Annotated in this window: 27 protein-coding genes; 22 read left to right on the forward strand and 5 right to left on the reverse strand. The window is 49.3% G+C overall.

Annotation, left to right across the window (positions count from 1 at the left end):
* Positions 1-69: 69 nt before the first annotated feature.
* Together G9F50_RS16530 and gdh are read left to right on the forward strand one after the other, a co-directional pair.
* Entirely contained in the window at positions 70-933 is an 864-nt protein-coding gene (locus tag G9F50_RS16530) for a RhaT/GlcU family sugar-proton symporter (RefSeq protein WP_060563085.1), read from the forward strand.
* Between the two features lie 20 nt (positions 934-953).
* Complete coding sequence (gene gdh / locus G9F50_RS16535; protein WP_007410286.1) at positions 954-1,739, forward strand: glucose 1-dehydrogenase; 786 nt, start codon at positions 954-956, stop codon at positions 1,737-1,739.
* Between the two features lie 45 nt (positions 1,740-1,784).
* Here gdh and G9F50_RS16540 read toward each other — a convergent pair whose 3' ends face one another.
* Genes G9F50_RS16540 through G9F50_RS16550 form a run of 3 tightly spaced genes read right to left on the reverse strand, consistent with a single transcriptional unit; the run spans position 1,785 to position 4,642 of the window.
* Positions 1,785-2,396: a YcnI family copper-binding membrane protein gene (locus G9F50_RS16540; RefSeq protein WP_060563086.1), complete on the reverse strand. Its 612-nt coding sequence runs from the start codon at positions 2,394-2,396 to the stop codon at positions 1,785-1,787.
* A gap of 12 nt (positions 2,397-2,408) precedes the next feature.
* A complete protein-coding gene (locus tag G9F50_RS16545; protein WP_060563181.1) occupies positions 2,409-4,037 on the reverse strand; it encodes a copper resistance CopC/CopD family protein in 1,629 nt (542 codons plus the stop codon).
* Between the two features lie 32 nt (positions 4,038-4,069).
* Positions 4,070-4,642, reverse strand: a complete 573-nt coding sequence (locus G9F50_RS16550) for a DeoR family transcriptional regulator (RefSeq protein ID WP_032870800.1) — start codon at positions 4,640-4,642, stop codon at positions 4,070-4,072.
* 179 nt (positions 4,643-4,821) lie between these two features.
* Here G9F50_RS16550 and G9F50_RS16555 point away from each other — a divergent pair, with 179 nt between their 5' ends.
* The 5 genes from G9F50_RS16555 to G9F50_RS16575 all read left to right on the forward strand — a co-directional run bounded on the left by G9F50_RS16555 (position 4,822) and on the right by G9F50_RS16575 (position 8,819).
* Entirely contained in the window at positions 4,822-5,163 is a 342-nt protein-coding gene (locus G9F50_RS16555; RefSeq protein ID WP_003156306.1) for a hypothetical protein, read from the forward strand.
* Positions 5,164-5,335: 172 nt separating this feature from the next.
* The gene (locus tag G9F50_RS16560; RefSeq protein WP_101536305.1) at positions 5,336-6,775 is read left to right on the forward strand and encodes a PTS mannitol transporter subunit IIBC; all 1,440 of its coding nucleotides are present in this window, start codon (positions 5,336-5,338) and stop codon (positions 6,773-6,775) included.
* 25 nt (positions 6,776-6,800) lie between these two features.
* Positions 6,801-7,232: a PTS mannitol transporter subunit IIA gene (locus tag G9F50_RS16565; RefSeq protein ID WP_060563088.1), complete on the forward strand. Its 432-nt coding sequence runs from the start codon at positions 6,801-6,803 to the stop codon at positions 7,230-7,232.
* Between the two features lies 1 nt (position 7,233).
* Complete coding sequence (locus tag G9F50_RS16570) at positions 7,234-8,355, forward strand: mannitol-1-phosphate 5-dehydrogenase (RefSeq protein ID WP_060563089.1); 1,122 nt, start codon at positions 7,234-7,236, stop codon at positions 8,353-8,355.
* Positions 8,356-8,423: 68 nt separating this feature from the next.
* Positions 8,424-8,819, forward strand: a complete 396-nt coding sequence (locus tag G9F50_RS16575) for a 3-hydroxyacyl-ACP dehydratase FabZ family protein (protein WP_032872906.1) — start codon at positions 8,424-8,426, stop codon at positions 8,817-8,819.
* A 38-nt stretch (positions 8,820-8,857) separates the two neighbouring features.
* Here G9F50_RS16575 and G9F50_RS16580 read toward each other — a convergent pair whose 3' ends face one another.
* A complete protein-coding gene (locus G9F50_RS16580; protein WP_101536306.1) occupies positions 8,858-9,022 on the reverse strand; it encodes a hypothetical protein in 165 nt (54 codons plus the stop codon).
* A gap of 127 nt (positions 9,023-9,149) precedes the next feature.
* Here G9F50_RS16580 and G9F50_RS16585 point away from each other — a divergent pair, with 127 nt between their 5' ends.
* From G9F50_RS16585 to G9F50_RS16625, 9 genes are all read left to right on the forward strand, one after another.
* A complete protein-coding gene (locus tag G9F50_RS16585; RefSeq protein WP_007410293.1) occupies positions 9,150-9,899 on the forward strand; it encodes a Cof-type HAD-IIB family hydrolase in 750 nt (249 codons plus the stop codon).
* Between the two features lie 205 nt (positions 9,900-10,104).
* Positions 10,105-10,869 (forward strand): 5-oxoprolinase subunit PxpA, encoded by a 765-nt coding sequence (locus tag G9F50_RS16590; RefSeq protein WP_007410294.1) that lies wholly within the window; start codon positions 10,105-10,107, stop codon positions 10,867-10,869.
* A 22-nt stretch (positions 10,870-10,891) separates the two neighbouring features.
* Positions 10,892-12,106 carry an NRAMP family divalent metal transporter gene (locus G9F50_RS16595; RefSeq protein ID WP_007410295.1) on the forward strand — a complete coding sequence of 405 codons (1,215 nt, stop codon included), beginning with the start codon at positions 10,892-10,894 and terminating at the stop codon, positions 12,104-12,106.
* Positions 12,107-12,110: 4 nt separating this feature from the next.
* The gene (locus G9F50_RS16600; RefSeq protein WP_060563090.1) at positions 12,111-12,905 is read left to right on the forward strand and encodes a putative hydro-lyase; all 795 of its coding nucleotides are present in this window, start codon (positions 12,111-12,113) and stop codon (positions 12,903-12,905) included.
* 29 nt (positions 12,906-12,934) lie between these two features.
* Positions 12,935-13,666 (forward strand): 5-oxoprolinase subunit PxpB, encoded by a 732-nt coding sequence (gene pxpB, locus G9F50_RS16605; RefSeq protein ID WP_052827054.1) that lies wholly within the window; start codon positions 12,935-12,937, stop codon positions 13,664-13,666.
* A 2-nt stretch (positions 13,667-13,668) separates the two neighbouring features.
* On the forward strand, positions 13,669-14,676 hold the full coding sequence (locus G9F50_RS16610; RefSeq protein ID WP_101536311.1) for a 5-oxoprolinase subunit C family protein: 1,008 nt from the start codon (positions 13,669-13,671) through the stop codon (positions 14,674-14,676).
* 17 nt (positions 14,677-14,693) lie between these two features.
* Positions 14,694-15,443: an IclR family transcriptional regulator gene (locus G9F50_RS16615; RefSeq protein WP_060563092.1), complete on the forward strand. Its 750-nt coding sequence runs from the start codon at positions 14,694-14,696 to the stop codon at positions 15,441-15,443.
* A gap of 64 nt (positions 15,444-15,507) precedes the next feature.
* The gene (gene lipC, locus G9F50_RS16620) at positions 15,508-16,149 is read left to right on the forward strand and encodes a spore germination lipase LipC (RefSeq protein ID WP_060563093.1); all 642 of its coding nucleotides are present in this window, start codon (positions 15,508-15,510) and stop codon (positions 16,147-16,149) included.
* Between the two features lie 196 nt (positions 16,150-16,345).
* Positions 16,346-16,561, forward strand: a complete 216-nt coding sequence (locus tag G9F50_RS16625) for a YczI family protein (protein WP_369719110.1) — start codon at positions 16,346-16,348, stop codon at positions 16,559-16,561.
* On the opposite strand, the gene G9F50_RS16630 is transcribed toward G9F50_RS16625, so the two are convergent.
* Positions 16,532-16,852: an antibiotic biosynthesis monooxygenase family protein gene (locus G9F50_RS16630; RefSeq protein ID WP_003156282.1), complete on the reverse strand. Its 321-nt coding sequence runs from the start codon at positions 16,850-16,852 to the stop codon at positions 16,532-16,534. The genes G9F50_RS16625 and G9F50_RS16630 overlap by 30 nt on opposite strands.
* Positions 16,853-17,008: 156 nt before the next feature.
* Between G9F50_RS16630 and G9F50_RS16635 the strand changes: the two genes are divergently transcribed.
* From G9F50_RS16635 to G9F50_RS16660, 6 genes are all read left to right on the forward strand, one after another.
* Positions 17,009-19,012 (forward strand): penicillin-binding transpeptidase domain-containing protein, encoded by a 2,004-nt coding sequence (locus tag G9F50_RS16635; protein WP_060563094.1) that lies wholly within the window; start codon positions 17,009-17,011, stop codon positions 19,010-19,012.
* A 113-nt stretch (positions 19,013-19,125) separates the two neighbouring features.
* The gene (locus G9F50_RS16640) at positions 19,126-20,028 is read left to right on the forward strand and encodes an aldo/keto reductase (protein ID WP_017419253.1); all 903 of its coding nucleotides are present in this window, start codon (positions 19,126-19,128) and stop codon (positions 20,026-20,028) included.
* Between the two features lie 299 nt (positions 20,029-20,327).
* Positions 20,328-22,412, forward strand: coding sequence for a BglG family transcription antiterminator (locus G9F50_RS16645; RefSeq protein ID WP_060563095.1), 2,085 nt, complete (start codon positions 20,328-20,330; stop codon positions 22,410-22,412).
* Positions 22,413-22,633: 221 nt separating this feature from the next.
* Positions 22,634-24,148, forward strand: coding sequence for a class I adenylate-forming enzyme family protein (locus tag G9F50_RS16650; protein ID WP_060563182.1), 1,515 nt, complete (start codon positions 22,634-22,636; stop codon positions 24,146-24,148).
* A 158-nt stretch (positions 24,149-24,306) separates the two neighbouring features.
* Complete coding sequence (locus G9F50_RS16655; protein ID WP_060563096.1) at positions 24,307-25,167, forward strand: SDR family oxidoreductase; 861 nt, start codon at positions 24,307-24,309, stop codon at positions 25,165-25,167.
* A gap of 12 nt (positions 25,168-25,179) precedes the next feature.
* The gene (locus G9F50_RS16660; RefSeq protein WP_060563097.1) at positions 25,180-25,683 is read left to right on the forward strand and encodes a D-lyxose/D-mannose family sugar isomerase; all 504 of its coding nucleotides are present in this window, start codon (positions 25,180-25,182) and stop codon (positions 25,681-25,683) included.
* Positions 25,684-25,695 lie beyond the last annotated feature (12 nt).

The following is a 25,695-nucleotide window of genomic DNA, read 5'->3' on the forward strand; positions in this document are numbered from 1 at the left end:
TCTTGCGGGAATAATCGGTTCGATTCCAGACAAAATAACAGCAAATACGATTGAAAGAAGGTCGCCATCATGGATATATTACTGGCTCTTCTCCCGGCTTTATTTTGGGGGAGCATCGTGTTATTTAACGTCAAATTAGGCGGCGGGCCTTACAGCCAGACGCTGGGAACGACAATCGGGGCGCTCATCGTTTCGTTTGTGTTGTATCTGTTTGTCCACCCGGTGCTGTCTGGGCGCATTTTTATTGTCGGCATCATCTCGGGGCTGTTTTGGTCGCTCGGCCAAAGCAATCAGCTTAAAAGCATACAGCTGATGGGCGTTTCAAAAACGATGCCGATATCAACGGGAATGCAGCTCGTCTCGACTTCTTTGTTCGGTGTGATCGTATTCAAAGAATGGTCAACCCCGATCGCGATTACGCTGGGTATTCTCGCCCTTATTTTTATCATCATCGGGATTGTGCTCACATCTTTAGAAGATAAAAAGGGGCGGGCGGACGGAGAACCGGGAAACTTTAAAAAAGGCATTGTCATCCTGCTGATCTCCACGCTCGGTTATTTGGTCTATGTCGTTGTGGCCCGGCTGTTCGGCGTATCCGGATGGTCAGCGCTCCTGCCGCAGGCGATCGGGATGGTCATCGGCGGACTGCTCCTGACGTACAAGCATAAACCGTTTAATAAGTACGCCCTCAAGAACATTCTGCCGGGAATCATCTGGGCGCTCGGGAATATGTTTCTGTTCATCTCACAGCCGCGCGTCGGAGTTGCGACAAGTTTTTCCCTCTCTCAAATGGGGATCGTCATCAGCACGCTCGGCGGAATCTTCATTCTCCGTGAGAGCAAAACGAAGCGTCAGCTGGTCGCCATTGCCATCGGGATTATCCTGATCATTGTGGCCGCGGTATTCTTAGGCGTTGCGAAATCAAATTCATAACAAATGCAGGAGGTTTGAACATGTACACGGATTTAAAAGGAAAAGTCGTTGCCATTACGGGAGCTTCATCAGGATTAGGAAAAGCGATGGCGATCCGCTTCGGACAGGAGCAGGCGAAAGTCGTGGTTAACTACTATAGTAATGAAAAAGACGCCCAAACCGTTAAAGAAGAGATTCAAAAAGCGGGAGGCGAAGCGGTCATCATTCAAGGCGACGTCACAAAAGAAGAAGATGTCAAAAACATCGTGCAGACCGCGGTGAAGGAATTCGGCACATTGGATGTCATGATCAATAACGCCGGTATGGAAAATCCGGTTCAGTCGCATGAAATGCCGCTAAAAGACTGGAACAAAGTCATCAATACCAATCTGACCGGCGCTTTCTTAGGAAGCCGCGAAGCCATTAAATATTACGTAGAGAATGATATTCAAGGAAACGTCATTAACATGTCAAGCGTACATGAAATGATTCCATGGCCTCTGTTTGTTCACTACGCGGCGAGTAAAGGCGGCATCAAATTGATGACGGAAACGCTGGCGCTTGAGTACGCGCCGAAGCGCATCCGTGTCAACAACATCGGGCCGGGAGCCATCAATACGCCGATCAACGCGGAAAAATTTGCGGATCCCGTTCAGAAAAAAGATGTGGAAAGCATGATTCCGATGGGATATATCGGTGAGCCGGAAGAAATCGCGGCTGTCGCCGTCTGGCTTGCTTCAAAGGAATCAAGCTACGTAACCGGCATTACGCTGTTTGCTGACGGGGGAATGACCAAATATCCGTCATTCCAGGCAGGCCGCGGATAAGAAAAAAAGCGATCGCAGGCTCTTTAGAGCCGGATCGCTTTTTGCTTACGCGCGTTTTTTCTTTACAAGCGCCGCGATGGAAAGGATAATCGCCGCAGCTGACAGAACGATGGCTGCAATATCAAGCGCTGATACGCCGGATTTGCTTTCTTCGTTTGACTGTTCAGCTCCGTGCGCATCCGTCACGCTGGCCGATTTCGTGATTTTCGTAATCGAGTGAGGCGTGTCGGCTTTCTCATCACCCGTCCATTCTACAATGCTGCCGTCTTTGTAATATTGGTAAGCGTCCCAAGCGGCATCTCCGCTCTTTTCAGGATTTTTCGCAACGAACGTGAACTGCTGGAATTGGCCGGGCTGAATGCCGCCGTCCTTTGCTTCCCAAGTGACGGAGACCGCTTTGTCATCATGTTTGGATACGGATGTTTTCCAGCCCGGAATCGGCTGATACTGCTGAAATTCAACGCCGGCGGGCATTTTCAGCACGACTTTCGTTGTCGGGTCATTCTTTTCCACAGGCACTTTCATCGTGTACGTTTCCCAAGAACCGGCCGCGGATTCCGCCGGTTTGACTGAGACGTGGGCGCTTGCTGTCGCCGTAAAACCGACGAGTGACAGGGTCACAGCGGATATGAATAATAAAGCCTTTTTTTTCAACATGAGATACACTCCTTAGTTTGTCGTTGAGAATATTTGGTTGATTTCATTAAAATCGTTTGTCAGCCCGTGGACTTTGATCTTCCAGTTTCCCTTTTCGGTGATGGACAGGTTGGCGGCTTCGAATGTGCCTTCCTTCGTCTTCTTCAAATCAAAGGTGCTTTCATGCTGTTTGCCGCTGAAGCCCGTCTGGTAAACAGTGACCGTAAATTGCTGAATGTCTTTTACCAAGCTGCCGTTGTGATCGGTGACAATGACTTGAAATTCATTTTTACCCGGCTGGTTCGGCGTAATGTGCAAGGACAGGGTTTCCCCGTTTCCGATCGTTTCTGAGCCGTTAAAAGGCAATGGCGCAGGCGGCGGCGGGCTGGGCAGGCTTGTAAAGACGGCGGTTGTAAATAATACCGCGATGCCTAGTGCCCATTCAGCCTTTATCGTTGCGCTGATGCTCCTTTTTCTGCTGAACTTCGTCATCCATACGTGAACGGCGCCGAGCGCAAGCATGATGACAAACAGTCCGATTTTCAAAAGGAGCGTCTTACCGTAAGCGGTGTGAAAGAGTGAATCAAACGTGCGGATAATGAAAAATCCGTTCAGCACACCTGAAAATAACAGCACACCGACAGAGGCGAACGCCCAAGGAGAAAACCGTCTGACCGTTTCCCAAGCGATGGTTTTATCGGGTTTTCTCCACTCTGATGAAAGAAGCAGCACAAGCGCGGCGATACCGCCCATCCATACAGAAGCGGCCGATAAATGGAGAAAGTCCATCGCGATGCCGACCGCTTTTTCGTCGATAACCGCCGCATGCCCGGCGAATGCTTTTGCCAAAAGCGAAGCGAAGAAGAACAATAGCGGCGCCGTCCAGTACGCAAATGACCGGAATGCTTTCTTCTTCAACAGCGGGATCATGGACAGGGCGAGCAGGATAAATAAGCTGATCTGGATCATCCAGACGTACCCGCCTGCCGTTTTCAGAAGCGTTTCTTTTACATAGTCCGGCTGGAACGCGGCGCTCCAAGCGCCGCCCGCGTTTTCTTTCGTCTGGATCGGGAGCTGGCAGATAAGTGCGAGCGCCGTTACACATAAAGAAATCACGAGCAGCTTTACAGTTCGTTTTGCTTTTGATGAATCTTTATTATTTCTGTACCAAAACAGATGGAAAAAAGCCGTGCCGATAAACAGGGAGAGAGCGGTGTACAAAATACCGCGGTCGATGGCCGCTTCGGGATGAAGCGCCGCTTGCGATGATGTCTGCTCCTGAAGTTCTCCGCCGGCTTTTCCGACACTGAAAGGGATGACGCCGGATACCGGATGTCCGTCGGCCGATACCGCGTTCCATTCCGCTCTGTAAATATCATGCGGCAGATTTTTTTTCAATGCCGCAGTCATGACGCGGGCATCATTTTTTTGAATCACCGTTTTGCCCGCATCGACCCGTTCGCCGGATGAATTATAGACCTTAATGGAGTGGAAGCCTTCTTCAATCTGTTCATTAAACTCAATTTCAATCTGCTTCGGCGCTTGTTTTAATTCGCTGTTCTCACCCGGATTTGAGTTTGTGATGTAGGCGTGGGCGAAGCTTGTTTTCGGAATCAAAACAAGGAACAGCAAAAAGATGAGCCAGCGTTTGTTCTGTCTCATGGATGATGACACCGCCTTCCGGTTGGTTGTTGTTATGTCTTGCTGCAGGTGCATCCCTTCTGCCTGTCGTGTAAGATGATGTCCGCCGCCTCGTCAAAGGTGCAAATGATCCCGCCGAATCCTTTTTGAAACCGTTCTGCGTAATCAAGCGTTGAGAAGGGAATCGCCTGAGGCCGGCAGCAGTGAAGGTCAATATCGGCATGGACTAAAAAGTATGCGGAAGCGGCCGTCAGCGTCGTCTGGAGAAGAAAATCTTTACAAATGACGTGGGACACTTCTTCCTTTTTATCCTCATACCGCAAAATCGCGCAATGAATGCAGCACATCTGCTCAACGGCTTGTGAAACGGTAATAAGCTGAACAGAATACGAATGCTGAATCGGCCGCAGGCAATAGCCGCATTGATTGGCGCTTCGTTCTGAAGCGGGAGGGAGCGTAATGCCGCCGGGTGTCCGGATAATCCGGTTTGCATCCGCCAGCTGATTGACGTCTCTGTACACGGTCATCTCGGAGACGCCGAATCTCTCGCTTATGTCAGAGATTTTCAGCGCGCCCTCTTCTTTCAGCCATTCAAGCAAGGTTTGCTGTCTGTGAATCGGAAGCAATTCTGCATCCTCCTTTTTATGATGCGAATGAGTGATGAACCTCCCTCTAAGAGTAGATGTTTTCACAAATGCACACAAGAGCCTGATGATAAAATATGTGAAAAAATGTTGAACAATCACAAATGTAAAAGACGTAGTCAGACTCTGTTATAATAGAAGAGTTGAATGGAGGAATAAACATGAAAGAAACGACCTGCCCGAACTGCGGCAAGCCGATTACAGGCGACATGGTCAGATCATCCATGATCCCGTGCCAGTTTCAGTGCGGGCATTGCCATGTGAAATTGCGTGAATATAAAGTATCAGCTCCGATTATGGCTGCGGCCATTGCGATCACGGTGCTTTTGATTTATCTTGTGCAGATGGCCAGAACCGCCGTCATGCCGATGTTTCCGGCAGCGCGGTATGTGCCGGCCGCCATTTTCGCGCTCGTATGTGCGTATCCGGTGTTTATTGTCAGTGAGCGGCTCATTGCCAAACTCGTCGTCACAAAAGGACACATTATATACAGAAAGCGGTAAGACACCTTTGATGAGGTGTCTTTTTTTGTTAAGGAGTTGTCACAGTCTCTGTGCCAAACTCCTCTTTACTTTTCATTGAATGGGGATTGTAAGCGTTTTATGATGAAGACACAGGGGAGAGAAACCCCGTGTCTTATTTATTTTCATCTGAAGGCAAGCAAACAGGGAGGGAATGAACATGCAGCAAGAACAGCAAGCTGGCATGAAAGTGAAGATACAGCGCTTCGGCAGTTATTTAAGCGGTATGATCATGCCGAATATCGGCGCATTTATCGCATGGGGAATTATCACCGCGCTGTTTATTCCTGCGGGATGGTTTCCGAATCCGCAGCTGAATACATTGGTAACCCCGATGATTACGTATCTACTGCCGCTTTTAATCGCATATACGGGCGGAAAAATGATTTACGATCACCGCGGGGGAGTCGTCGGAGCGACGGCTGCCATCGGAGTCATTGTCGGAGCGGACATTCCGATGTTCTTAGGGGCAATGATTATGGGGCCTTTGGGCGGTTATCTCATTAAACAATTAGACCGTGTGTTTAAAGATAAAGTCAGACAGGGTTTTGAAATGCTGATCAACAACTTCACGGCGGGAATTATCGGAGCTGTGCTGACGATTATCGCGTTTTATGCGATCGGCCCGGTCGTCCTGTCTCTTAACAAATTGCTGGCGGCAGGTGTGGAAGTCATTGTCCACGCGAATTTGCTGCCGATTGCAAGCGTTTTCGTAGAACCGGCGAAAGTCCTGTTCCTGAATAACGCGATCAACCATGGCATTTTAAGTCCGATCGGAATCGAGCAGGCCGCCAAAGCGGGTAAATCCATTCTGTTCTTAGTGGAAGCGAACCCCGGGCCGGGACTCGGTATTTTACTGGCATATATGTTCTTTGGGAAAGGCTCTTCAAGATCGACGGCTCCGGGAGCGGCGATCATTCATTTCTTCGGGGGGATTCATGAAATCTATTTCCCTTACATTTTAATGAAACCGATGCTGATCCTCGCGGCGATCGCCGGGGGAGCGAGCGGACTGCTTACATTCTCGATCTTTAACGCGGGTCTTGTCGCCGCATCATCTCCGGGAAGCATCATCGCCATTTTAGCGCTGACGCCGAAAGGAAGCTACCTCGGCGTGCTGGCGGGCGTCATCGTTGCCGCGGCCGTATCGTTTATCGTTTCGGCGCTTATTCTGAAATCGTCTAAAGCGGGCGAAGAAGATTTGACAGCCGCGGCGGAAAAAATGCAGGAAATGAAAGGCAGGAAAAGTGAAGCGGCGGCCGCATTGGCGGACAAAGAGGAAGAGCCGGAAAACAGCGCCGCTGATATACCCGCCGACCAAGTCAGCCGCATTATCTTCGCGTGTGACGCGGGTATGGGATCGAGCGCAATGGGCGCCTCCATTTTAAGAAACAAAGTGAAAAAAGCAGACCTGGATATTGATGTGACAAATACGTCGATCAATAATCTGCCGAATGACGCGGATATCGTCATTACGCATAAGGACCTGACTGACCGCGCGAAAGCGAAGCTGCCGCAGGCGGTGCACATTTCGGTTGATAATTTCTTGAACAGTCCGAAATACGATGAACTGATTGAAAAGCTTAAAAACTAATCAAACAGAAAGAGGGATTTTCATCATGGAAGTATTGGCTAAAGCGAACATCAAACTGAACCAGACGGTGAACTCAAAAGAGGATGCCATCCGCCTCGCGGGACAGACATTGATTGATAACGGCTACGTGAAGAACGGCTATGTGGAAAAAATGTTCGAACGTGAAGAAACATCATCCACGTTTATGGGGAATTTCATCGCGATCCCGCACGGCACGGAAGATGCAAAGGATGAGGTGCTTCATTCAGGTATTTCCGTCATCCAGATTCCGGACGGTGTGAAATACGGTGAAGGCAATACGGCAAAGGTCGTTTTCGGTATCGCCGGAAAAAACAATGAACACTTAGACATCCTGTCAAACATCGCCATCATCTGCTCAGAGGAAGAAAACATCGAACGGCTGATCAGTGCAAAGACGGAAGAAGAACTGGCCGCTATTTTCAGCGAGGTGAACTGACATGATTGCCCTTCATTTCGGAGCGGGAAACATCGGGCGGGGCTTTATCGGCGCCCTGCTCCATCATTCCGGCTATGAGGTAGTTTTCGCTGATGTGAATGAAACGATGGTCAGCCTTCTCAATGAAAAGAAGGAATATACCGTGGAGCTTGCCGACGGCGGCCGGCAGACAGAAATCATCGGCCCCGTTTCAGCCATCAACAGCGCGGTGCAAGAACAAGAGCTGTACAGGCTGATCAATGAAGCGGCGATCATTACGACGGCGGTGGGCCCGAACGTTCTCAGACTCATCGCCCCGTCCATCGCGGAAGGGTTCAAGCGCAGAACGTCCTCTGAGCCTCTCAATATCATTGCCTGTGAAAATATGATCGGCGGCAGCAGTTTTCTGAAAAAAGAAGTTTTCGGACATTTGACGGAAGCGGAACGGGAACTCGTGAACCGGACGGTCGGCTTCCCGGATTCTGCGGTGGATCGGATCGTGCCGATTCAGCACCATGAAGATCCGCTGAAAGTATCCGTAGAACCGTTTTTTGAATGGGTCATAGACAGAACCGGCTTTGCCGGCGGCCAGCCGGTACTGGAAGGTGCGTTGTTTACGGATGATCTTACGCCTTTCATCGAGAGAAAGCTGTTTACCGTCAATACCGGTCATGCCGTTACGGCGTACGTCGGCTATCAGCGCGGATTAAAAACCGTCAAAGAGGCCATCGGCCATCCGGAAATCCGGCGTGTCGTGTACGATGCACTTTCAGAAACGGGCGAGTACTTGGTGAAAGCGTACGGCTTTAAGCAAGCCGAACACGAGCAGTACATGAAAAAAATCATCGGCCGCTTTGAAAATGAATACATCACGGATGATGTGACAAGAGTCGCCAGATCACCGCTCAGAAAACTCGGAGCGAATGATAGATTAGTAGGGCCGGCCAAAAAAATAAAAGAACCGAACGCGCTGGCAGAAGGCATCGCCGCCGCCTTGCGTTTTGACTATCAGGATGATCCGGAAGCGGTTGAGCTGCAAAAGCTTATCGCGGAAAAAGGCACGAGCCGCGTTCTTCAAGACATTTGCGGTATTCAGCCGCATGAACCGCTGCACGGCATCGTGCTCAAAAAGCTCAATCAATAAAAATGAACCCGCGTCGGGGGACGCGGGTTTTTTCTTGCGTTATAATAAGAGGGAAGGGAGGCTGCGTGATGAATCAGAAGCTATTGCCCCATCGTTATCCGTTTCTTTTAATTGACGGCACGACGAACAGTGAAGCCGGAAAATGGGCGGCTGCTTACAAAAACATCAGTGAAAATGACTGGTTTATAACTGAATCCCAAAGAGAAATGCCATTTTCGCTCGTCGTTGAAGCAATGGCCCAAACGGCGGCTTGCGCGGGAATTACCGGCGGTGACAGCCTCGGTCTCTTATCCGCGGTGAAGAAAGCGGAAAGGTTAGGTGCCGCTTTGCCGGGAGACCGTCTGGATCTTTTGTTTGAGGTCACGCGGATCAGGCGCGGTTTTGTGTTCGGCCGGGCGAAAGCGTCCGTTGCCGGGAAGCCTGTGGCGGAAGCTGAGCTCAGCATATTTATCCAGCCATCGTAAAAAAAGCCGCCTCCATCGGCGGCTTTCGGACAAGCGTGTTATTTTGTATCATAATCTCTTTCACTTTGTGAATTGTCCCTTTGGTCATGTTTGTGTTTTTCGTCATTGGCGTTTTCCTTCAGCTCTTCCAGCGGAATCGGATCGGTTAATTCATGATGTTCAGGATTTTCATTCGGTTTGTTCTTTTGTTTTCTTTCTTTCATCCTCCATCACCTCAATATTTCTTTTCCTCAACGTTCTCCCCGCCAAACGCAGGAAGCGGTTTTTTGTTCCTGTGGGTCATATGTATTAAAATAGAGGCGACTACATTATAAAAAGTGAGGTACATATATGCCGATACAAAGAGAAGACGCAGATATTAAACTGATCGCGATTGATATGGACGGAACCCTGCTCAATGACGAGCAACTCATCCCGGAGGAAAACCGGCGGGCGATCAAGGAAGCGGAGGCGAAGGGAATTCACGTCGTCATCAGCACAGGACGCACGCTGATGACCTGCCGCGAACTGGCTGAGTCTCTCGAGCTGTCATCCTTTTTAATCACGGCAAACGGCAGCGAAATCTGGGATTCCGACTTTGAGCTGGTTGAGCGCAAGCTTCTTCATACCGATCATATTCAAAAATTATGGGATCTGAGGAATAAGCACAACACGAATTTCTGGGCCTCTACCGTCGATAGAGTGTGGAGAGGGGAATTCCCGGAAACGATTACGGATCATCAGTGGCTCAAGTTCGGATTCGAAATCGAGGATGACGAAGTGCGGAATGAAGTGCTGAAAGAGCTCAAGGAATACAAGGAGCTCGAGATCACAAACTCCAGTCCGATCAACATCGAAGTCAATGCCCTCGGTATCAACAAAGCGGCTGCGCTGGCGAAGGTATCGGAAAAACTCGGCTTCACGATGGAAAATGTGATGGCCATGGGTGACAGTCTGAATGACATCGCCATGATTGAAAAAGCGGGTGTCGGCGTCGCCATGGGGAATGCGCAGGACATTGTGAAAGAAACAGCTGACTGGGTGACTGATGTCAACACGGAAAACGGGGTCGCCAAAGCGATCCGCCACTGGGTGTTATAATAGAAAAAAGAGAGAGTCTCAGTATGAGGCTCTCTTTTTTTGTTTTGTCACATTTGTGACTAGGTCCATGGTAGGTTTTCTGACAAAAGGATGTTCAAACCTGTCAGAAATAAATATAATGAAGAGAAATCCAACAATTCGGAATAGTCATTCCGAATAGCGGAATGATAATCATATAAAACGTTTACAATACAGGAGGGATCTTATGTTTCAGATTGACATCAATTGTGATTTAGGAGAGAGTTTCGGTGCTTATAAAATCGGGCTGGATGAAGAGATTTTGGATTATGTGACATCTGCAAACATCGCCTGCGGCTTTCATGCGGGTGATCCCAGCGTGATGCGCAAAACGGTTGCGCTTGCGGCGGAAAAAGGCGTGAAAATCGGCGCTCATCCCGGGCTGTTCGATCTGCAGGGATTCGGACGGCGGCAGATCGCGATTACACCCGAGGAAGCGTATGATCTGACGCTGTATCAAATCGGCGCGCTGTCAGGGTTTTTAAAAGCAGAAGGTGTCGAGATGCAGCATGTGAAGCCGCACGGCGCTTTATATAATATGGCCGCCGTCAATCCCGGCCTGTCAGAAGCCATCGCTCAGGCGGTCTGTCATTTTGATCCCGGGCTTATTCTTTTCGGGCTTTCCGGAAGCGAGCTGATTAAAGCGGGAGATCGAATCGGACTGAGGACGGCAAGCGAAGTGTTTGCGGACCGCACCTATCAGGAAGACGGCACGCTGACGCCGCGTTCAGAGCCGGATGCGCTGATTCAGGATGACAAAAAAGCGGTCGGTCAAGTGATTCAAATGGTGAAAGACAGCACGGTGACATCACGTAAGGGACAAGCTGTAAGCCTGAAAGCGGACACGGTCTGCATTCACGGAGACGGAGCCCACGCCCTCACATTCGCAAAAACAATCAAAAAAGAATTAAAAGCGGCAGACATTCAAATCAGCGCGCTTTCAAAAGACTGAGCAGCAGAGGGAGGAAGACAGCATGGAGCAAAAGAAAAAAACAGCCGGAAAGGCTTCCGGAAAATGGTCGCTTCTTTTAGGCGCGACATTTTTGATGGCGACATCATCAATCGGGCCCGGCTTTCTGACGCAAACGGCCACGTTTACCAATACATTGGCGGCAAGCTTCGGCTTTATCATTTTAATTTCTATTATTTTGGACATTTTCGCGCAAACCAATGTATGGCGGATTATCGCGGTTTCCGGAAAGCGCGGCCAAGAGATTGCCAATATGGTGCTTCCGGGCGCCGGTTATGCCATTGCTTTTCTGGTCGTGCTCGGCGGACTTGCGTTTAATATCGGAAACATCGGCGGCGCGGGTCTCGGTCTTCAAGTATTATTCGGGATCAAACCGGAGATCGGCGCTTTAATCAGCGCAGCGGTCGCGGTGCTGATTTTTGTCATAAAGGAAGCCGGAAAAGTCATGGACCGTTTTATGCAGATCGCCGGAATCGTCATGATCGTATTGACTGTGTATGTTGCCGTAACGACGGCTCCGCCGGTCGGACACGCCGTTGTGAAAACTTTTATGCCTGATCATATCAGTGTGCTGGCGATCGTGACGCTTGTCGGCGGCACGGTCGGCGGATACATTACATTTGCCGGCGGCCACCGTTTGCTTGATTCAGGCATCCAAGGGAAGGAAGTGCTCCCTCAGGTTACGAAAAGCTCCATCACAGGCGTTCTGATTACATCGATTATGCGGATTGCCCTGTTTCTCGCCGTGCTCGGCGTCGTCTCAAAGGGCCTGAGCATTGATCCTGATAATCCGGCGGCTTCTGTATTCCGGCTTGCGGCGGGAAATGTAGGCTATAAAATTTTCGGCGTCATCATGTGGTCTGCCGCTATTACGTCTGTCATCGGCGCCGCCTATACATCGGTATCATTTTTCAAATCATTTTCAACAAAAATCGAAAAGCACTCACATGGCGTCATTATCGGTTTTATCATCGTATCCACTCTAATTTTTGTCACGATCGGCCAGCCTGCCAAAATTCTGGTCGCGGTCGGTTCGCTTAACGGCTTAATTCTGCCGCTTGCATTAGCGATGATACTGTTGGGCGCTTATAAGAAAAAAATCGTCGGCGATTACAAGCATCCGATCTGGCTCACGATTGCAGGGGCGATCGTAGTGGTTGTCATGGCGGTTATGGGCATCTATACATTATTCACGCAGATGCCGCAGCTATGGAGCTGATGATATGAAAAACCATATGAGTGACATGAGTCCCGAAGAAGTCAGACAGCTGATCAGGAAGGGGCAGATGACCGGGCCGACGGCGGGGATGGCCGCTTCTTACGCACAAGCCAATCTCGTCGTTTTGCAAAAGGATCTTGCCTTTGATTTTCTCTTATTCTGCCAGCGCAATCAAAAGCCTTGTCCGGTGCTTGATGTGACGGATGCGGGTTCACCCGTTCCGGCAATAGCTGCGCCGAGAGCTGATATCCGGACGGACTTTCCGAAATACAGGATTTATCGGCATGGCGTGCTTACTGAAGAGGCAACGGATATTACGCCGTATTGGAAGGATGATGATGTCGGGTTTTTGATCGGCTGCAGTTTTTCATTCGAGCAAGCCCTTATTAATCAGCACATTCCAATCAGGCACATCGATGAGGGTGTGAATGTCCCCATGTATAAAACAGACATTGACTGTGTTCCCGCCGGCCCGTTTTCTGGAAAGATGGTCGTCAGCATGAGACCGATTCCGGAAAGGCTTGCAGTCCGCGCGGCGCAGGTCACGTCACGTTTTCCCGCCGTGCACGGCGCCCCCGTCCGCATCGGAAATCCGCAAAGCATCGGTATCAGCGATTTGCATCAGCCGGATTTCGGAGATGCCGTAACGGTGCGGGAAGGCGAAGTTCCCGTATTCTGGGCTTGCGGCGTTACGCCCCAGGCGGTGATCATGGAAGCAAAGCCTGACATCGTAATAACACATTCACCGGGGCACATGCTGATCACCGATATACGAAATGAATCGCTTGCTGTCCTGTAAGTGAGAAAGAATACAACGAGGTGATGACAATGATGCAGTATAGCGGAAATACAGCGCTTGATATACAGCCGTACGGTGATTCCGCCGTTATCATCCGCTTTGGCGGGGACATCAGCGAAGAGGTCAACAGCCGGGTGCATGCGGCGGCAGCCTGTATGGAAGAACGGCCGTTTCCGGGCTTCGTTGAATGTATTCCGGCATTCACAAGCTTAACGATCTTTTATGATGTGTATGCCGTCTCAAACATAAAAAAAGGCGTCTCTCCTTTTGCCCTGGTCAAGAAAGAAGTGACAGAACGTCTCAGCCATATAATGACCGGCCGCAAAGAAGAGCGCCGGGTGATGGAAATCCCCGTTTGCTACGGCGGTGATTTCGGTCCCGATTTAGAAGAGGTCGCTGAGATGAACGATCTGACCCCGGAAGACGTCATCCGCATCCATACTGAAGGCGAATATCTCGTTTATATGCTTGGATTTGCGCCGGGATTTCCGTTTTTAGGAGGAATGTCTGAGCGGATCAGAGCGCCGAGAAAGGCGTCGCCAAGGCCGTCCATCCCGGCCGGTTCAGTAGGAATCGCGGGAATGCAGACCGGTGTGTATCCGATATCCACTCCCGGCGGCTGGCAGCTGATCGGCAGCACCCCGCTCCGTCTTTTCAGGCCGGAAGAACATCCGCCGAGTCTTTTGAGAGCGGGCGATACGGTGAAATTCGTCCGGATCACGGCAGAGGAGTACAGCCGCATCAAGGAGGGAGCCGAATGAGTATGAAAGTGGTAAAGCCCGGTCTCTTGACGACGGTTCAGGACACGGGGCGGACGGGATATCAGAAATACGGTGTGCTGGGAAGCGGCGCAATGGATACGATCTCACTGCGCATCGCCAATCTTCTTGCCGGAAATCAAGAAAAAGAGGCGGGACTGGAAATTACGCTCATGGGGCCCGGGCCTTCCTTTGAATTTTCAGAACCTGCGGTTATTGCCGTCACGGGAGCTGATTTTGCCCTTCATATTAATGGGGAGCCCGCCCCTCTGTGGAAACCGGTTTTGATAAAGGAAAACAGCGTCGTCTCATTCGGGCCGTGCAAGATGGGGAGCCGCGCTTATCTCGCCGTCGCGGGGGGATTTGACGTGCCCGCCGTCATGGAAAGCAAAAGCACGTATGTCAGAGCGGGGATCGGCGGTTTTTGCGGAAGAGCGCTGCAAAAAGATGATGAGCTGCCGCTCGGCCGTATGACGCCATGTTCGGAATCAATCGCGTACCGTCTGAGCGATTCTTTCGGACAGCATGGTTTCTCAGCGCCTGATTGGTCTGTCAGCAGCAGAGGATTTCTGCCGCTGAAAAAAAATCCGGTCATACGAGTGCTTGAAGGCGCTCAATTTCACGCTTTTACAGAAGAAGCAAAATTGCGTTTTTATCAAGAGTCATATACGGTCACACCTCAATCCGACCGAATGGGCTACCGGCTGAAGGGCGCTCCGCTTGAATTGCGGGAGCCGCTGGAGATGGTATCTGAGGCCGTGACGTTCGGAACAGTGCAGGTGCCGCCGGACGGCAATCCGATTATTCTGCTGGCTGACAGACAGACGACGGGGGGCTATCCGCGGATGGCGCATATCATATCCGCTGATCTTCCTCTCGTCGCCCAAACGATGCCGGGGGAACATATCACGTTCCAGGCCGTTTCGCTGGAGGAAGCGGAAATGCTGCTTTTAGAGAAGGAACAGCAGCTGAAGGAGCTGAAAGCAAGGCTCAAAATGGAATGGCTGATCTGACAAAGGGGCTAAAGACCATGGAAAACAAAAACAAGACCGTCATCAAATCAATGGAACTGCTTCATTTGTTTCTGACTGAACCGAGCCTGAGCCTAAATGAGCTGGTTTCTCTATCGGAAATGCCGAAGACCTCGGTTCACCGGATGGCAAGCTCACTGGAGGAAACGGGGTTTCTCACCCGGGCAGCGGACGGCCGTTATCAGCTTGGCCTGATCTTTTTACAATTCGGCCAGCTCGTCTCTGAACGTCTGGATATCAGGAAAATAGCCAAACCGATTATGGAAGAGCTGTGCGGCGAAGTGGATGAGGCCGTTCAGCTGATCATGAGGGACGGGGATGAAGCCATTTACGTCGAAAAAATTGAAGGCACCCAAACCGTCCGCCTGTATACGGCGATCGGCCGCCGGTCGCCGCTGTACGCGGGAGCGTGCGCCAGAAGCATTTTATCGTTTCTGCCGGAAGAGGAGATTGACACATACATTCAGAAGACAAAGCTTGCCGCAATCGCCTCAGGCACGATGACGGATCGGGCTGAACTGCTTCACTCCATTGAAAGATCCTTGCAATCAGGTTATACGATCAGCTATTCGGAATTAGAAGATTATACGGCGGCGATCGGGGCGCCGATTTTCAATCACGAAGGTAAGGTGGCTGCCGGAATCAGCATCGCCGGCTTCGAAGCCCGGTTTTCAGAGGACAGGCTGCCGTATTTAACCGAAAAGGTCAAAAACGCCGCACAGCATATTTCTGAGAAATTAGGTTATTGACCGAGCCAATTTTTCTTCACTCGCGTACATTACAATATCGATAGTAACGAGTGGAGGAAAGTAAATGGGACTTGTTTATACGGCGCTGGGGGATTCTTTGACGACGGGGAGGGGATCCGGGCCGTTTTCCGCCGGTTTTGTCCAGCGGTTCGGGCGCATGATGGCAGAAGATTTACAGACAAGAACCGACGTATCCATCTTTGCCAAATCAGGCCTTGAGACGGGAGAAATTCTCGGGCTTATGTCCTTGCCGTACATTCAGAGGCGGATTCAGGCTGCTGATATGATTACGATTACAGGCTGCGGAAACGATTTGATTGATTCGGTTCAGGCATATCAGCAAACATCGGATGCTTCGGTATTCACCAGCGTGTCCAGTCACTGCCATGAGAACTTTGAAAAGATGATAGACAAGATCGCTGCCTTAAAAGGGCCGCACCCGTCTCCTTATGAGATCCGCGTCTTCAACTTATACAATCCTTTCCCGGGCATCTCCATTGCAGAAAAATGGATATCCTCTTATAATGCGCACCTCAGCACACTCGCATCGGCGCCGCACGTCAAAATTGCCGACGTCCACAGCGCTTTCAAAGGAAAAATGAATGAATATCTTTCTCATGACCGCGTACACCCCAACAGCAAGGGGTATGAAGTCATGGCATGCGTCCTGCGGGGGCTCGGATACGGAAGCCTCGCCCGCTCATAAACCGCGCGCTCCTTTTCATGGGGAGCGCGCTTTTCGTGCTCCTTAAAACAAACTTAAAATTGTCCGACTTTCGTTCTATCCGCGCAAAAAGTACGCTAGAATAATGGGGGATAAAGACAGAAATAGAATTGTGTTCAAAAAATGATAACAGAAAGGATGGATTGCTTTGCTGCGCGCCTTAAAACTGTCACTCGCGATGCTGATTATTATACTTGCGGCCGCCGCATTTACGTATGCGGAACATACCTCTGTCATACAGCCGGTTATGCTCGTGTTTCTCGGTGCGGTCATGTTCATTCAGGGGCTGGAGGAAAAACGGAAAGAAAACGACGGCTCCGGGAAATTCAATATCTATACCGCCGTTTTTGTATGGTCAATCTCCTTAATCGGTTTTACGCTTCACGCGATCTGAGTCTGATAGATCCTGAAAATGCTCCACAACAGGAAATGGTGAATAAAAACGGTGCAGTAAGGCTTTCCACTCCTGATATTCCGGCGATCCGCGAAAGCCTTTTGTATGATCTTCTAATGTCTCCCATTCCACAAGCAGCAAATATTTATGCGTCTTTTCCATACATTTGGACAAGGAATGGGACAGATAACCTTTCATGCCCGCGATAATCGGCTCCGCCCGGCGGAATGCCTCTTCGAATTCCCCCTCAAGGCCTTCTTTTACATACAGCATGGCTGCTTCTCTGATCATCTGAAATTCCTCCTTTTTTTAATAGATACATTGTATAAGAATATGGGCCGTGACGGCCGGAAAAACAAAAAAATTTTAAACGCTATGAGAAAAAAATCCTTGCCAGCCTGATTTGGTTTAGGAGAAAATAACAGTTGGAAGGCAGGGGAATAGACAGTGAAAAAAGGGTTATACCTATTACTTTTACTCGCAGGAATCATAGGTTTGATCGGCTGCTCGAAAACGGAATCGGCCGAAGACAGAATGAAAGATTTCGTAAAAGACTGGAACGGCGGTCATTACGATAAGATGTACCAAAGCCTCACCCAAGATGAAAAGAAAAAACGATCCAAAAAGGATTTTGTAAAACGATATGAAACCATTTATGAACAAGCAGGGGTCAAAAATCTGAAAGTCACTGCCGAAAAACAGGACGAAGACGATAAGAAAAAAGATGACCTCCAGCACATCGATTATAAAGTCAGCATGGATACAAAAGCAGGGAAGGTCGCTTTTGAAAACACGGCCGTCCTGAAAAAAGAGAAAACAGACGATGGCGAATCATGGAACATTGACTGGAATCCTTCTTTTATTTTCAAACAGCTTTCCGATGACAAAACCGTGCAGATCGCAAATGAGGAACCGAAGCGCGGACAAATTTACGACAAAGACGGAAAAGGTCTCGCCGTGAATACCGAGGTGCCGGAAATCGGCATTATCCCTGGAAAACTCGGCAAGGATAAAGACAGCGTGATCAAAAAACTGTCTGAAAAACTGGACCTTTCTGAAGACGATATCAAAAGCAAACTGAACCAGGGCTGGGTAAAAGACGACTCCTATGTCCCGATTCAAAAAATCAGACCGGATGATGAAAGCAAGGTCAAAAGCCTGCTCGCACTAGACGGCGTGACGAAAACGAAAGTCAGCTCCCGCTACTATCCGTACGGCGAAAAAGCGGCCCATCTGACCGGCTATATTAAAACCATCACAGCGGAGCAGCTGAAAAAAGCGAAAGACGGCCAATACAGCGATACTTCCAAAATCGGCATCGCCGGCCTTGAGAATGTATATGAAGACAAGCTGCGCGGCACGACCGGCTGGAAAATTTACGTCCCGCAAACAGGTGAGGTCATTGCTGAAAAGAAAGCCGAAAGCGGGCAGGATATTCATGTAACGATTGACATGAAAACGCAGACGAAGCTGTATGATTCTATGAAAGACGACAGCGGAGCGGCAGTCGCCCTCGAACCGCAAACGGGAGAGACCCTCGCGCTCGTCAGCGCACCGTCTTATGACCCGAACGGCTTTCTTTTCGGCTGGAGCGGAAAAGAGTGGAAAAAGCTGAATGAAGATAAAAACAATCCGTTTTCAGCGAAATTCAACAAACTTTATGCGCCGGGATCAACGATTAAACCGATTGCCGCGGCAGTCGGCCTGACAAACGGCACATTGAAAGCGTCGGAAAAGAAAAAAATCACCGGAAAAGAGTGGCAGAAAGATTCGAGCTGGGGCGGTTACCATGTCACACGCGTATCAGAGCGCCTGAATGAAGTGGATCTCGAAAACGCGCTGATCACATCGGACAACATCTACTTTGCGCAAAATGCCATAGATGCCGGAGCGGACGCGTTTACAAAAGGATTAAAAACATTTGGCTTTGATGAAGAGATTCCGTACCAATTTCCGATTGAAAAGTCCTCAATCGCTAACGGCAAGCTTGATTCCGAGATCCTTCTCGGAGATACGGGCTACGGCCAGGGGCAGATGCTGATGTCTCCGCTGCACTTAGCGGCTGACTATACCGCATTTGTAACAGACGGAAATCTCGTCAAACCGACATTGATCAAAGACGGAGAAAAAACACCGCAAATCTGGCATAAGCAAGTGGTGTCGAAAGCCAATGCCGAAGAAATCACAAAAGGGCTGAGAGGCGTCGTTGAAGATCCGCGCGGCTCTGCATATCAGCCGGCCGTAAGCGGCATTACCGTAGCAGGAAAAACCGGCACAGCCGAGCTGAAAACGTCTAAAGAAGATAAAGACGGCAAAGAAAACGGCTGGTTTGTCGGTTACGATTATAAAAAGAAAGACCTCTTGATCGCGATGATGATTCAAGACGTCAAAAAACGCGGCGGAAGCCATTACGTCGTTGAAAAAGCGAAAAAGCAGTTTCAGAATCATTAAATGACGATTTTTGCGGGCTGAAAGGAAAATCGGCCGCCGAAGCAGAATGAAACAGCATGGGCAATTCCTGAAAACAGAGATACAAGAGGCTCTAAGAAAAAGGGGGATTTCACATGCAGCGCATTCAATTGGCTGAAGACCTGGAATTTTCAAGAGTGATACACGGGCTTTGGCGTCTGAACGAATGGAATGTTTCAGACGGAGAGCTGCTGAATCTGATTGAATGGTGTATCAGCCAAGGCATCACCACCTTCGACCATGCCGATATATACGGCGGTTATACGTGTGAAAAGCTGTTCGGCGGCGCTTTGTCCCTTTCGCCTTCAATAAGGGAGCGAATCGAAATCGTCACAAAATGCGGGATTGTCATTGAATCACCGGAGCGGCCCGGAAACAAGTCGCATCATTATAATACGTCGAAGTCTCACATCTTAGCGTCGGCGGAGCAGTCGCTTTTGAATCTGAATACGGATTATCTGGATGTGCTGCTCATTCACAGACCGGACCCTCTTATGGACCCGGAGGCTGTGGCTGAAGCGTTTCACGCGCTGAAAAGCTCGGGCAAGGTCAGATATTTCGGGGTATCGAACTTTAAAGCGCACCAGTACAGAATGCTCGAATCCTATTTGGATGATCCGCTCATCACAAACCAAATTGAAATATCGGCGTACGAGCTGCAAAATATTCATGACGGCACGCTGGATTTCTGTCAGGAAAAACGCATTCCGCCGATGGCGTGGTCACCGCTTGCGGGCGGGAGCGTCTTTACAGGACAATCAGATAAGGACCTCCGAATCCGTGCCGCGCTTCGTTCCGTACAGGAAGAAATCGGCGCCGCTTCCATTGACGAAGTCATGTACGCATGGCTGTTCACCCACCCGGCAGACATCATGCCGATTGTCGGCAGCGGAAAAGAGAACCGCATTTCCGCCGCGGTGCGTGCATCCGCATACAAACTCAGCCATGATCAGTGGTTCAGGATTTATACCGGTGTCCAAGGCTGCGATATTCCATAAACAGAACAAACGCCCGGAAGGTATCTTCCGGGCGTTTGTTTATGTGGTGTGCAATGTCTAAAAACAAGTAAGGTCACTTTGAAGTATAGCCGTGCGGATCAAGAGTAACAAGCGTCATGGCATATTATCTGACACATTTTTCTTTTTCAATACTGTCACACGGCCCAGTGCCAAATTGCCATTTGAAAATGGTTGAATAATCATTGAAAGCGTTTTATATTATAATTTACACCACTTTCCCCGGCAGCACTCCCCATATGCCATACTTCTCACAACTAGAAAATCTGGAGGCGCGTTTCATGTATATGACAGCGAGAGAACAAAAATTAATGAAACATCTATTACTGCAGAACCGTTACGAGACAGTGCATGAACTGGCAGAAGCTTTACAAGTCAGCACAAGAACCGTTCACCGCGAGTTAAAAACAATCAAACCGATGATGGAATCATTCGGTCTGGCACTTGATAAACAGCCCGGCAAAGGACTGAAAGCGGTAGGAAACCCGGAGGACAAACAAAAACTCCTGTCAGACCTGTCCTATGAACAGCATGAATACAGCGCTGAGGAGCGGAAACTTTTAATTCTATGTTCACTATTAGAGTCGCAAGAGCCGATCAAGCTCTACAGTCTGGCGAACGAACTGCAAGTGACAAACGCGACGATCAGCTATGACCTGGATGAGCTGGAGACCTGGATTGCGCCCTTCGGCTTGACGCTGATCCGAAAAAGGGGCTTCGGCATTCAGCTGACGGGGCCGGAAAATGCGAAACGGAAAATCGTCGGCAATCTCATCGTCAACCGGCTTGATATTCAGAGCTTTTTGGAAGCGGTTGAATTCAATATTAAAGGAAAACCGGACGATGCTGAAAAAATGTTCGGCGTCGTAAATAAAGCGGAACTTTTGAAAATGGACCGGCTCTTGATTCAGCTCAAGGAAAAAATCGCGATCGCCTTATCTGACAGCTCATACATGGCGCTTGCGGTTCATTTAACCTTTGCAATGGACCGGATCAGACTCGGAGAAACCATCACGATGGAGGCTTCGGAACTAAAAGCGCTGCAGCAGACGAAGGAGTACGGCTCTGCGCTGGAAATGGCAAAAGAGCTTGAAAAAGCGTTCGGCGTTTCAATTCCGGAAGCTGAGATCGGTTATATCACCATTCATTTGCGGAGCGCCAACCGCCAATACAAAACGGAATTCAAACCGGAAAACATTGAAGTTGAAACGGCCTTGCAAACGAAGCAGCTGATCGGATTCATTTCTGAAAAAATCAAAATTGATCTGACGGAAAACGGTTCTTTATACGACGGTTTAATCGCCCATCTGGAGCCTGCGATCAACCGGGTAAAAGAAAATATCGACATGTACAACCCGATGACCGAGCAAATTAAACGCGACTACTTTCTGCTGTACATGGCCGTAGAAGAAGGAATGGAAAAATTCTTTCCGGGGCTTCTTTTCTCTGATGATGAGATCGCTTTCATCGTTCTTCACTTCGGCTCCGCTCTGGAAATCAAACGGGAAGAAGCGAAGATCAAAGCGCTGATCGTCTGTTCCAGCGGCATCGGGTCGTCCAAAATGCTCGCATCCAGGCTGAAAAAGGAGCTTCCGGAAATCCGTTCCTTTGATATGTCTTCCCTCATCGAACTGAAGGACCGAGACATCACCGCGTATGACATGATCGTATCCACCGTTCCGATCCCGTATAGACACATAGATTACGTCATGGTCAGTCCGCTTTTAAACGAAGAAGACGCTGATCAGGTCAAGCAGTACATCAAAAGAAAAATTCCGCTGATTCTTGACAAAAAAAGAAACGGTAAAAGAGAAGAGAAGCAGCCGGAGACGCCTGATATGCTGGAAGCGGCCGGCCGTATGGCACATTATGCGGCGGTTATCCAAAGCGTGCTGCGGAACTTTTCGGTCAAATCCATTGAGTCAAACACGGCGTACGATCTGTTTTTGAATCGTTTGTTTGCCATGCTTGAGCAAGAAGGATTTGTCCGTAATGCCAAACAAACCGCACAGCGCCTTGCAGAGCGTGAACGACAGGGCGGACTCGGCATTCCGGGAACGGCGATGGCGCTGTACCATCTCAAAAATGAAGAAATTGTCACGCCTTTTTTCAAAATTTATGATTTGACGGCTCCATGCAGTGTCAAAGGCATGGACGGAAATTCCCTGACCGTCGGCCGCGCTTTGGTGATGATGGCGCCGGCTGATATGCCCGCTGAAGGGTCGGAAATACTAAGTGCGGTCAGCTCCGCCATCATCGAGTCCGAAGACAGTATAAAAGCCTTCCAGACGGAGGATGAAGCCGATTTATACAAACGTTTAAATAAGCTGTTTTATCATTTCATTCAGGAGAAAGGACAGCGGTAAACAGAAAGCGCACACCTCATATGGGGTGTGTTTTTTTCTGCATGTATGAGGGTAAGGGGAAGGGAAGAAACTAAAAACATGGGACTATTGTATCATTCACGAATGGAATAGTTCTAAAACAAAATTGTTTTACAAGTTATATTTTTTGGTTTAAAATGGGTTGCGTGAGGAAGAAAATCTGACAGAGTTTTTTGTGATTTATGATTATGGGAGATGAAAATATGGAGACATTACAGCATCTGATTCTGCATGACATTTCAAATAGCGAAGAGATCGAAGCTGTAAAAAGCGGTGCGCATACCCTGACCTACGCGGAATATCGAAAACGAATCAACCAGCTTGCACAAGCGCTTCTTGATAAAGGAATAAAAAAAGGCGACAGAGTGGCGATGCTTTGCAAAAACGGCCACGCGTCATCCATTGTCATGTTTGCGGCACTCGAAATCGGCGCGGTTGTTGTGCCGGTCAGCTGGCAATTAACACCTTACGAAATGAAAGGCATTTTAGCAGCCTGTGAACCGAAAGCTGTCTTTTTCGGCACTGAATTTAAAGAGATTATGGAAGAAGTTCTTCCTGCGCTGGTATCTTCTCTTAAACTGAAGGTCGAGACAGGAACAGCTGCGGAGACAACGCCTGAGTTTGACGCTTTATTGACAGGCTCCGGTGATACACCGGATGTCGAAACGGTGTCTGAAAACGATACGGCATTGCTGATGTTTACTTCAGGTACAACCGGCAATCCGAAACGCTGCATGATCACTCACGGCGGCATATACAACTACGTAAACGCGACATTGGCTTACACGGGGAGAATGCAGCATGTCCGCTTCTTAGCATGTCATCCGAATTACCATACGAGCGCGATTATCTGCCAGATGGTCGGCACGATGAGCGGAACGACATTCATTATGACAGACAATCAGGACCCTGTGGAAAACTTGAAGCTCATCGAAAAAGAAAAAATTCAAACCATCATGGCGCTGCCAGTCTATTTCACATACCTGCTGAAAGCATGGGAAACGCATCAGACTGACATGTCTTCTATCGTTTATATGATGACGGGAGGCACAAAGGTGCCAAGCAGCCTGATCCAGCAGTATCTCGATATCGGCATTCCGCTCATGCACGGATACGGAAGCACGGAGGCGTGGGGCATCAGCTCTTGGAATCCGCAAATGGGAATGGATAAAGCCGCTTCCGCGGGTAAACCGATGGAAGAAGTGGACGTCCGCGTTGTAGATCCGGAAACAGGTGAATTCCTTCCGCAAGGCTCAATCGGAGAAGTCGTTGTGACAAGTCCGTTTTTATTCAAAGGCTACGAAGGTAACGAAGAAGCGACACGAAAAGTGCTGAAAGGCGGCTGGTTCCATACCGGCGATTCCGGATATGTGGATGAAGACGGATTTATCTTTATCACCGGACGTTACAAAGATGTCATCATCTACGGCGGCGACAATATTTATCCCGACCAGATTGAAGAGGTCATTCAGCAAGTGCCGGGCATTCTCGAAACGGCGGTTGTCGGTATCCCTGATCCGCTTTACGGTGAAAAGCCGAAAGCGTTCATCGTGACAAACGGCAGAGAAGGCCTGACAGAAGAAGAAGTGACCCGATTCCTTCAAGAACGTCTTGCCGCCTTTAAAATTCCGGAAATTGAGTTCGTCAGCGAACTTCCGAAAAACAACCTTGGAAAAGTGAGAAAAGACGTGCTCCGCAAACAAGCGGTCCGTTCATAATTGAAAACAAAAACCCGGCTGCCAGCCGGGTTTTTTTCATGCGTTCCATGTGAAACATTTTTCTCCGAAAACGTTTTGAACTGTCTCAATCATGTTTATCCGGAAGACTGCCGAGGTAGACAAGAAATATGAGATCGAACAAGAAGGAGGAACTTGACATGGAAAACTATCCGAAGGAATTCCCGGCGGAATCACAAAACCGCCAGCCGGGCATTGAAAGCGAAATGAATCCGGCGCCTGTTTATGAATACAAAGAATATAAAGGCGCTGATAAATTAAAAGGGAAAACCGCACTTATCACAGGGGGCGACAGCGGTATCGGACGCGCCGTAGCGGTTGCTTACGCGAAGGAAGGCGCAAACGTCGCGATCGTCTATTTTGATGAACACGGTGATGCGGAAGATACAAAAAAACGAGTGGAAGAAGAAGGCGTAAAATGTCTGTTAATCCCCGGCGATGTCGGTGAGGAAGACTTTTGCAATGAAGCGGTTGAAAAAACGGTTGAAGAATTCGGGCGTCTTGATATTCTCGTGAATAACGCCGCGGAACAGCATCCGAAAGAAAGCATTAAAGACATCACAAGCGAGCAGCTTCACAGAACCTTTAAAACAAACTTTTACTCACAATTTTATTTGACTAAAAAAGCGATTGATTACATGAAGCCGGGCAGCGCGATCATCAATACGACATCCATTAATCCTTACACAGGCAATCCGCAGCTGATTGACTACACGGCTACGAAAGGCGCGATTAACGGTTTTACGAGATCCATGGCGCAAGCGCTCGTCAACGATGGTATCCGTGTCAACGCCGTGGCGCCGGGGCCGATCTGGACACCGCTTATTCCGGCGACATTCTCAGAAGAAACAGTCGCTTCCTTCGGTCAGACTACGCCGATGGGCCGGGCAGGCCAGCCTGTTGAACATGTCGGCTGCTATGTGCTCTTGGCCTCAGATGAATCATCTTATATGACCGGGCAGACGCTGCATGTCAACGGCGGCGGATTTGTAAACACATAAGGGGGCTGAAGCATGACGATATCGAAACATGATGTGAATGCATACTATCAAAAAGCGGGAATCGTTCTGACTGGTAATGAAGTCGAAGACATTCAAATCATGGATTACGGCTTAGGCAAGCTTGAGGAAACCGGGCTTCAGCTGTTTATTTACGTGAATACCGACCGCTACTGTTCGAAAGAATTGGTGCTCTTCCCGCGCCAGACGTGTCCGGAACACCGCCATCCGCCGGTCGGCGGCGAGAAGGGAAAACAAGAGACATTCCGCTGCCGCTGGGGGAAGGTGTATCTCTATGTGGAAGGCGAAAAGACAGAGAACCCAAGCGTCCTCCCGCCGGAAGATGACAAGGAATACTACACCGTATGGCATGAGATTGTGCTTGAGCCGGGCGGACAATACACCATTCCGCCGGATACGAAGCATTGGTTTCAAGCGGGAGAAGAAGGGGCGGTCGTCACGGAAATGTCATCGACAAGCACGGATGATCACGACATTTTCACCGACCCGCGCATTTAAGGATGAGGCTGC

Origin of the sequence: Bacillus sp. EKM206B (assembly GCF_011066015.1) — a bacterium.
GTDB lineage: Bacteria > Bacillota > Bacilli > Bacillales > Bacillaceae > Bacillus > Bacillus velezensis.

Bases quoted from the DNA above. Each gene is read 5' to 3' on its own strand.
- G9F50_RS16660 (WP_060563097.1), top strand. From the start codon at position 25,180: ATGACGATATCGAAACATGATGTGAATGCATACTATCAAAAAGCGGGA.
- pxpB (WP_052827054.1), top strand. From the start codon at position 12,935: ATGATGCAGTATAGCGGAAATACAGCGCTTGATATACAGCCGTACGGT.
- G9F50_RS16590 (WP_007410294.1), top strand. From the start codon at position 10,105: ATGTTTCAGATTGACATCAATTGTGATTTAGGAGAGAGTTTCGGTGCT.
- gdh (WP_007410286.1), top strand. From the start codon at position 954: ATGTACACGGATTTAAAAGGAAAAGTCGTTGCCATTACGGGAGCTTCA.
- G9F50_RS16645 (WP_060563095.1), top strand. From the start codon at position 20,328: ATGTATATGACAGCGAGAGAACAAAAATTAATGAAACATCTATTACTG.
- G9F50_RS16585 (WP_007410293.1), top strand. From the start codon at position 9,150: ATGCCGATACAAAGAGAAGACGCAGATATTAAACTGATCGCGATTGAT.
- G9F50_RS16600 (WP_060563090.1), top strand. From the start codon at position 12,111: ATGAAAAACCATATGAGTGACATGAGTCCCGAAGAAGTCAGACAGCTG.
- G9F50_RS16530 (WP_060563085.1), top strand. From the start codon at position 70: ATGGATATATTACTGGCTCTTCTCCCGGCTTTATTTTGGGGGAGCATC.
- G9F50_RS16630 (WP_003156282.1), bottom strand. From the start codon at position 16,852: ATGATCAGAGAAGCAGCCATGCTGTATGTAAAAGAAGGCCTTGAGGGG.
- G9F50_RS16560 (WP_101536305.1), top strand. From the start codon at position 5,336: ATGAACATGCAGCAAGAACAGCAAGCTGGCATGAAAGTGAAGATACAG.
- G9F50_RS16625 (WP_369719110.1), top strand. From the start codon at position 16,346: ATGCTGATTATTATACTTGCGGCCGCCGCATTTACGTATGCGGAACAT.
- G9F50_RS16640 (WP_017419253.1), top strand. From the start codon at position 19,126: ATGCAGCGCATTCAATTGGCTGAAGACCTGGAATTTTCAAGAGTGATA.
- G9F50_RS16595 (WP_007410295.1), top strand. From the start codon at position 10,892: ATGGAGCAAAAGAAAAAAACAGCCGGAAAGGCTTCCGGAAAATGGTCG.
- G9F50_RS16565 (WP_060563088.1), top strand. From the start codon at position 6,801: ATGGAAGTATTGGCTAAAGCGAACATCAAACTGAACCAGACGGTGAAC.
- G9F50_RS16610 (WP_101536311.1), top strand. From the start codon at position 13,669: ATGAAAGTGGTAAAGCCCGGTCTCTTGACGACGGTTCAGGACACGGGG.
- lipC (WP_060563093.1), top strand. From the start codon at position 15,508: ATGGGACTTGTTTATACGGCGCTGGGGGATTCTTTGACGACGGGGAGG.
- G9F50_RS16575 (WP_032872906.1), top strand. From the start codon at position 8,424: ATGAATCAGAAGCTATTGCCCCATCGTTATCCGTTTCTTTTAATTGAC.
- G9F50_RS16545 (WP_060563181.1), bottom strand. From the start codon at position 4,037: ATGAGACAGAACAAACGCTGGCTCATCTTTTTGCTGTTCCTTGTTTTG.
- G9F50_RS16555 (WP_003156306.1), top strand. From the start codon at position 4,822: ATGAAAGAAACGACCTGCCCGAACTGCGGCAAGCCGATTACAGGCGAC.
- G9F50_RS16540 (WP_060563086.1), bottom strand. From the start codon at position 2,396: ATGTTGAAAAAAAAGGCTTTATTATTCATATCCGCTGTGACCCTGTCA.
- G9F50_RS16580 (WP_101536306.1), bottom strand. From the start codon at position 9,022: ATGAAAGAAAGAAAACAAAAGAACAAACCGAATGAAAATCCTGAACAT.
- G9F50_RS16655 (WP_060563096.1), top strand. From the start codon at position 24,307: ATGGAAAACTATCCGAAGGAATTCCCGGCGGAATCACAAAACCGCCAG.
- G9F50_RS16615 (WP_060563092.1), top strand. From the start codon at position 14,694: ATGGAAAACAAAAACAAGACCGTCATCAAATCAATGGAACTGCTTCAT.
- G9F50_RS16650 (WP_060563182.1), top strand. From the start codon at position 22,634: ATGGAGACATTACAGCATCTGATTCTGCATGACATTTCAAATAGCGAA.
- G9F50_RS16570 (WP_060563089.1), top strand. From the start codon at position 7,234: ATGATTGCCCTTCATTTCGGAGCGGGAAACATCGGGCGGGGCTTTATC.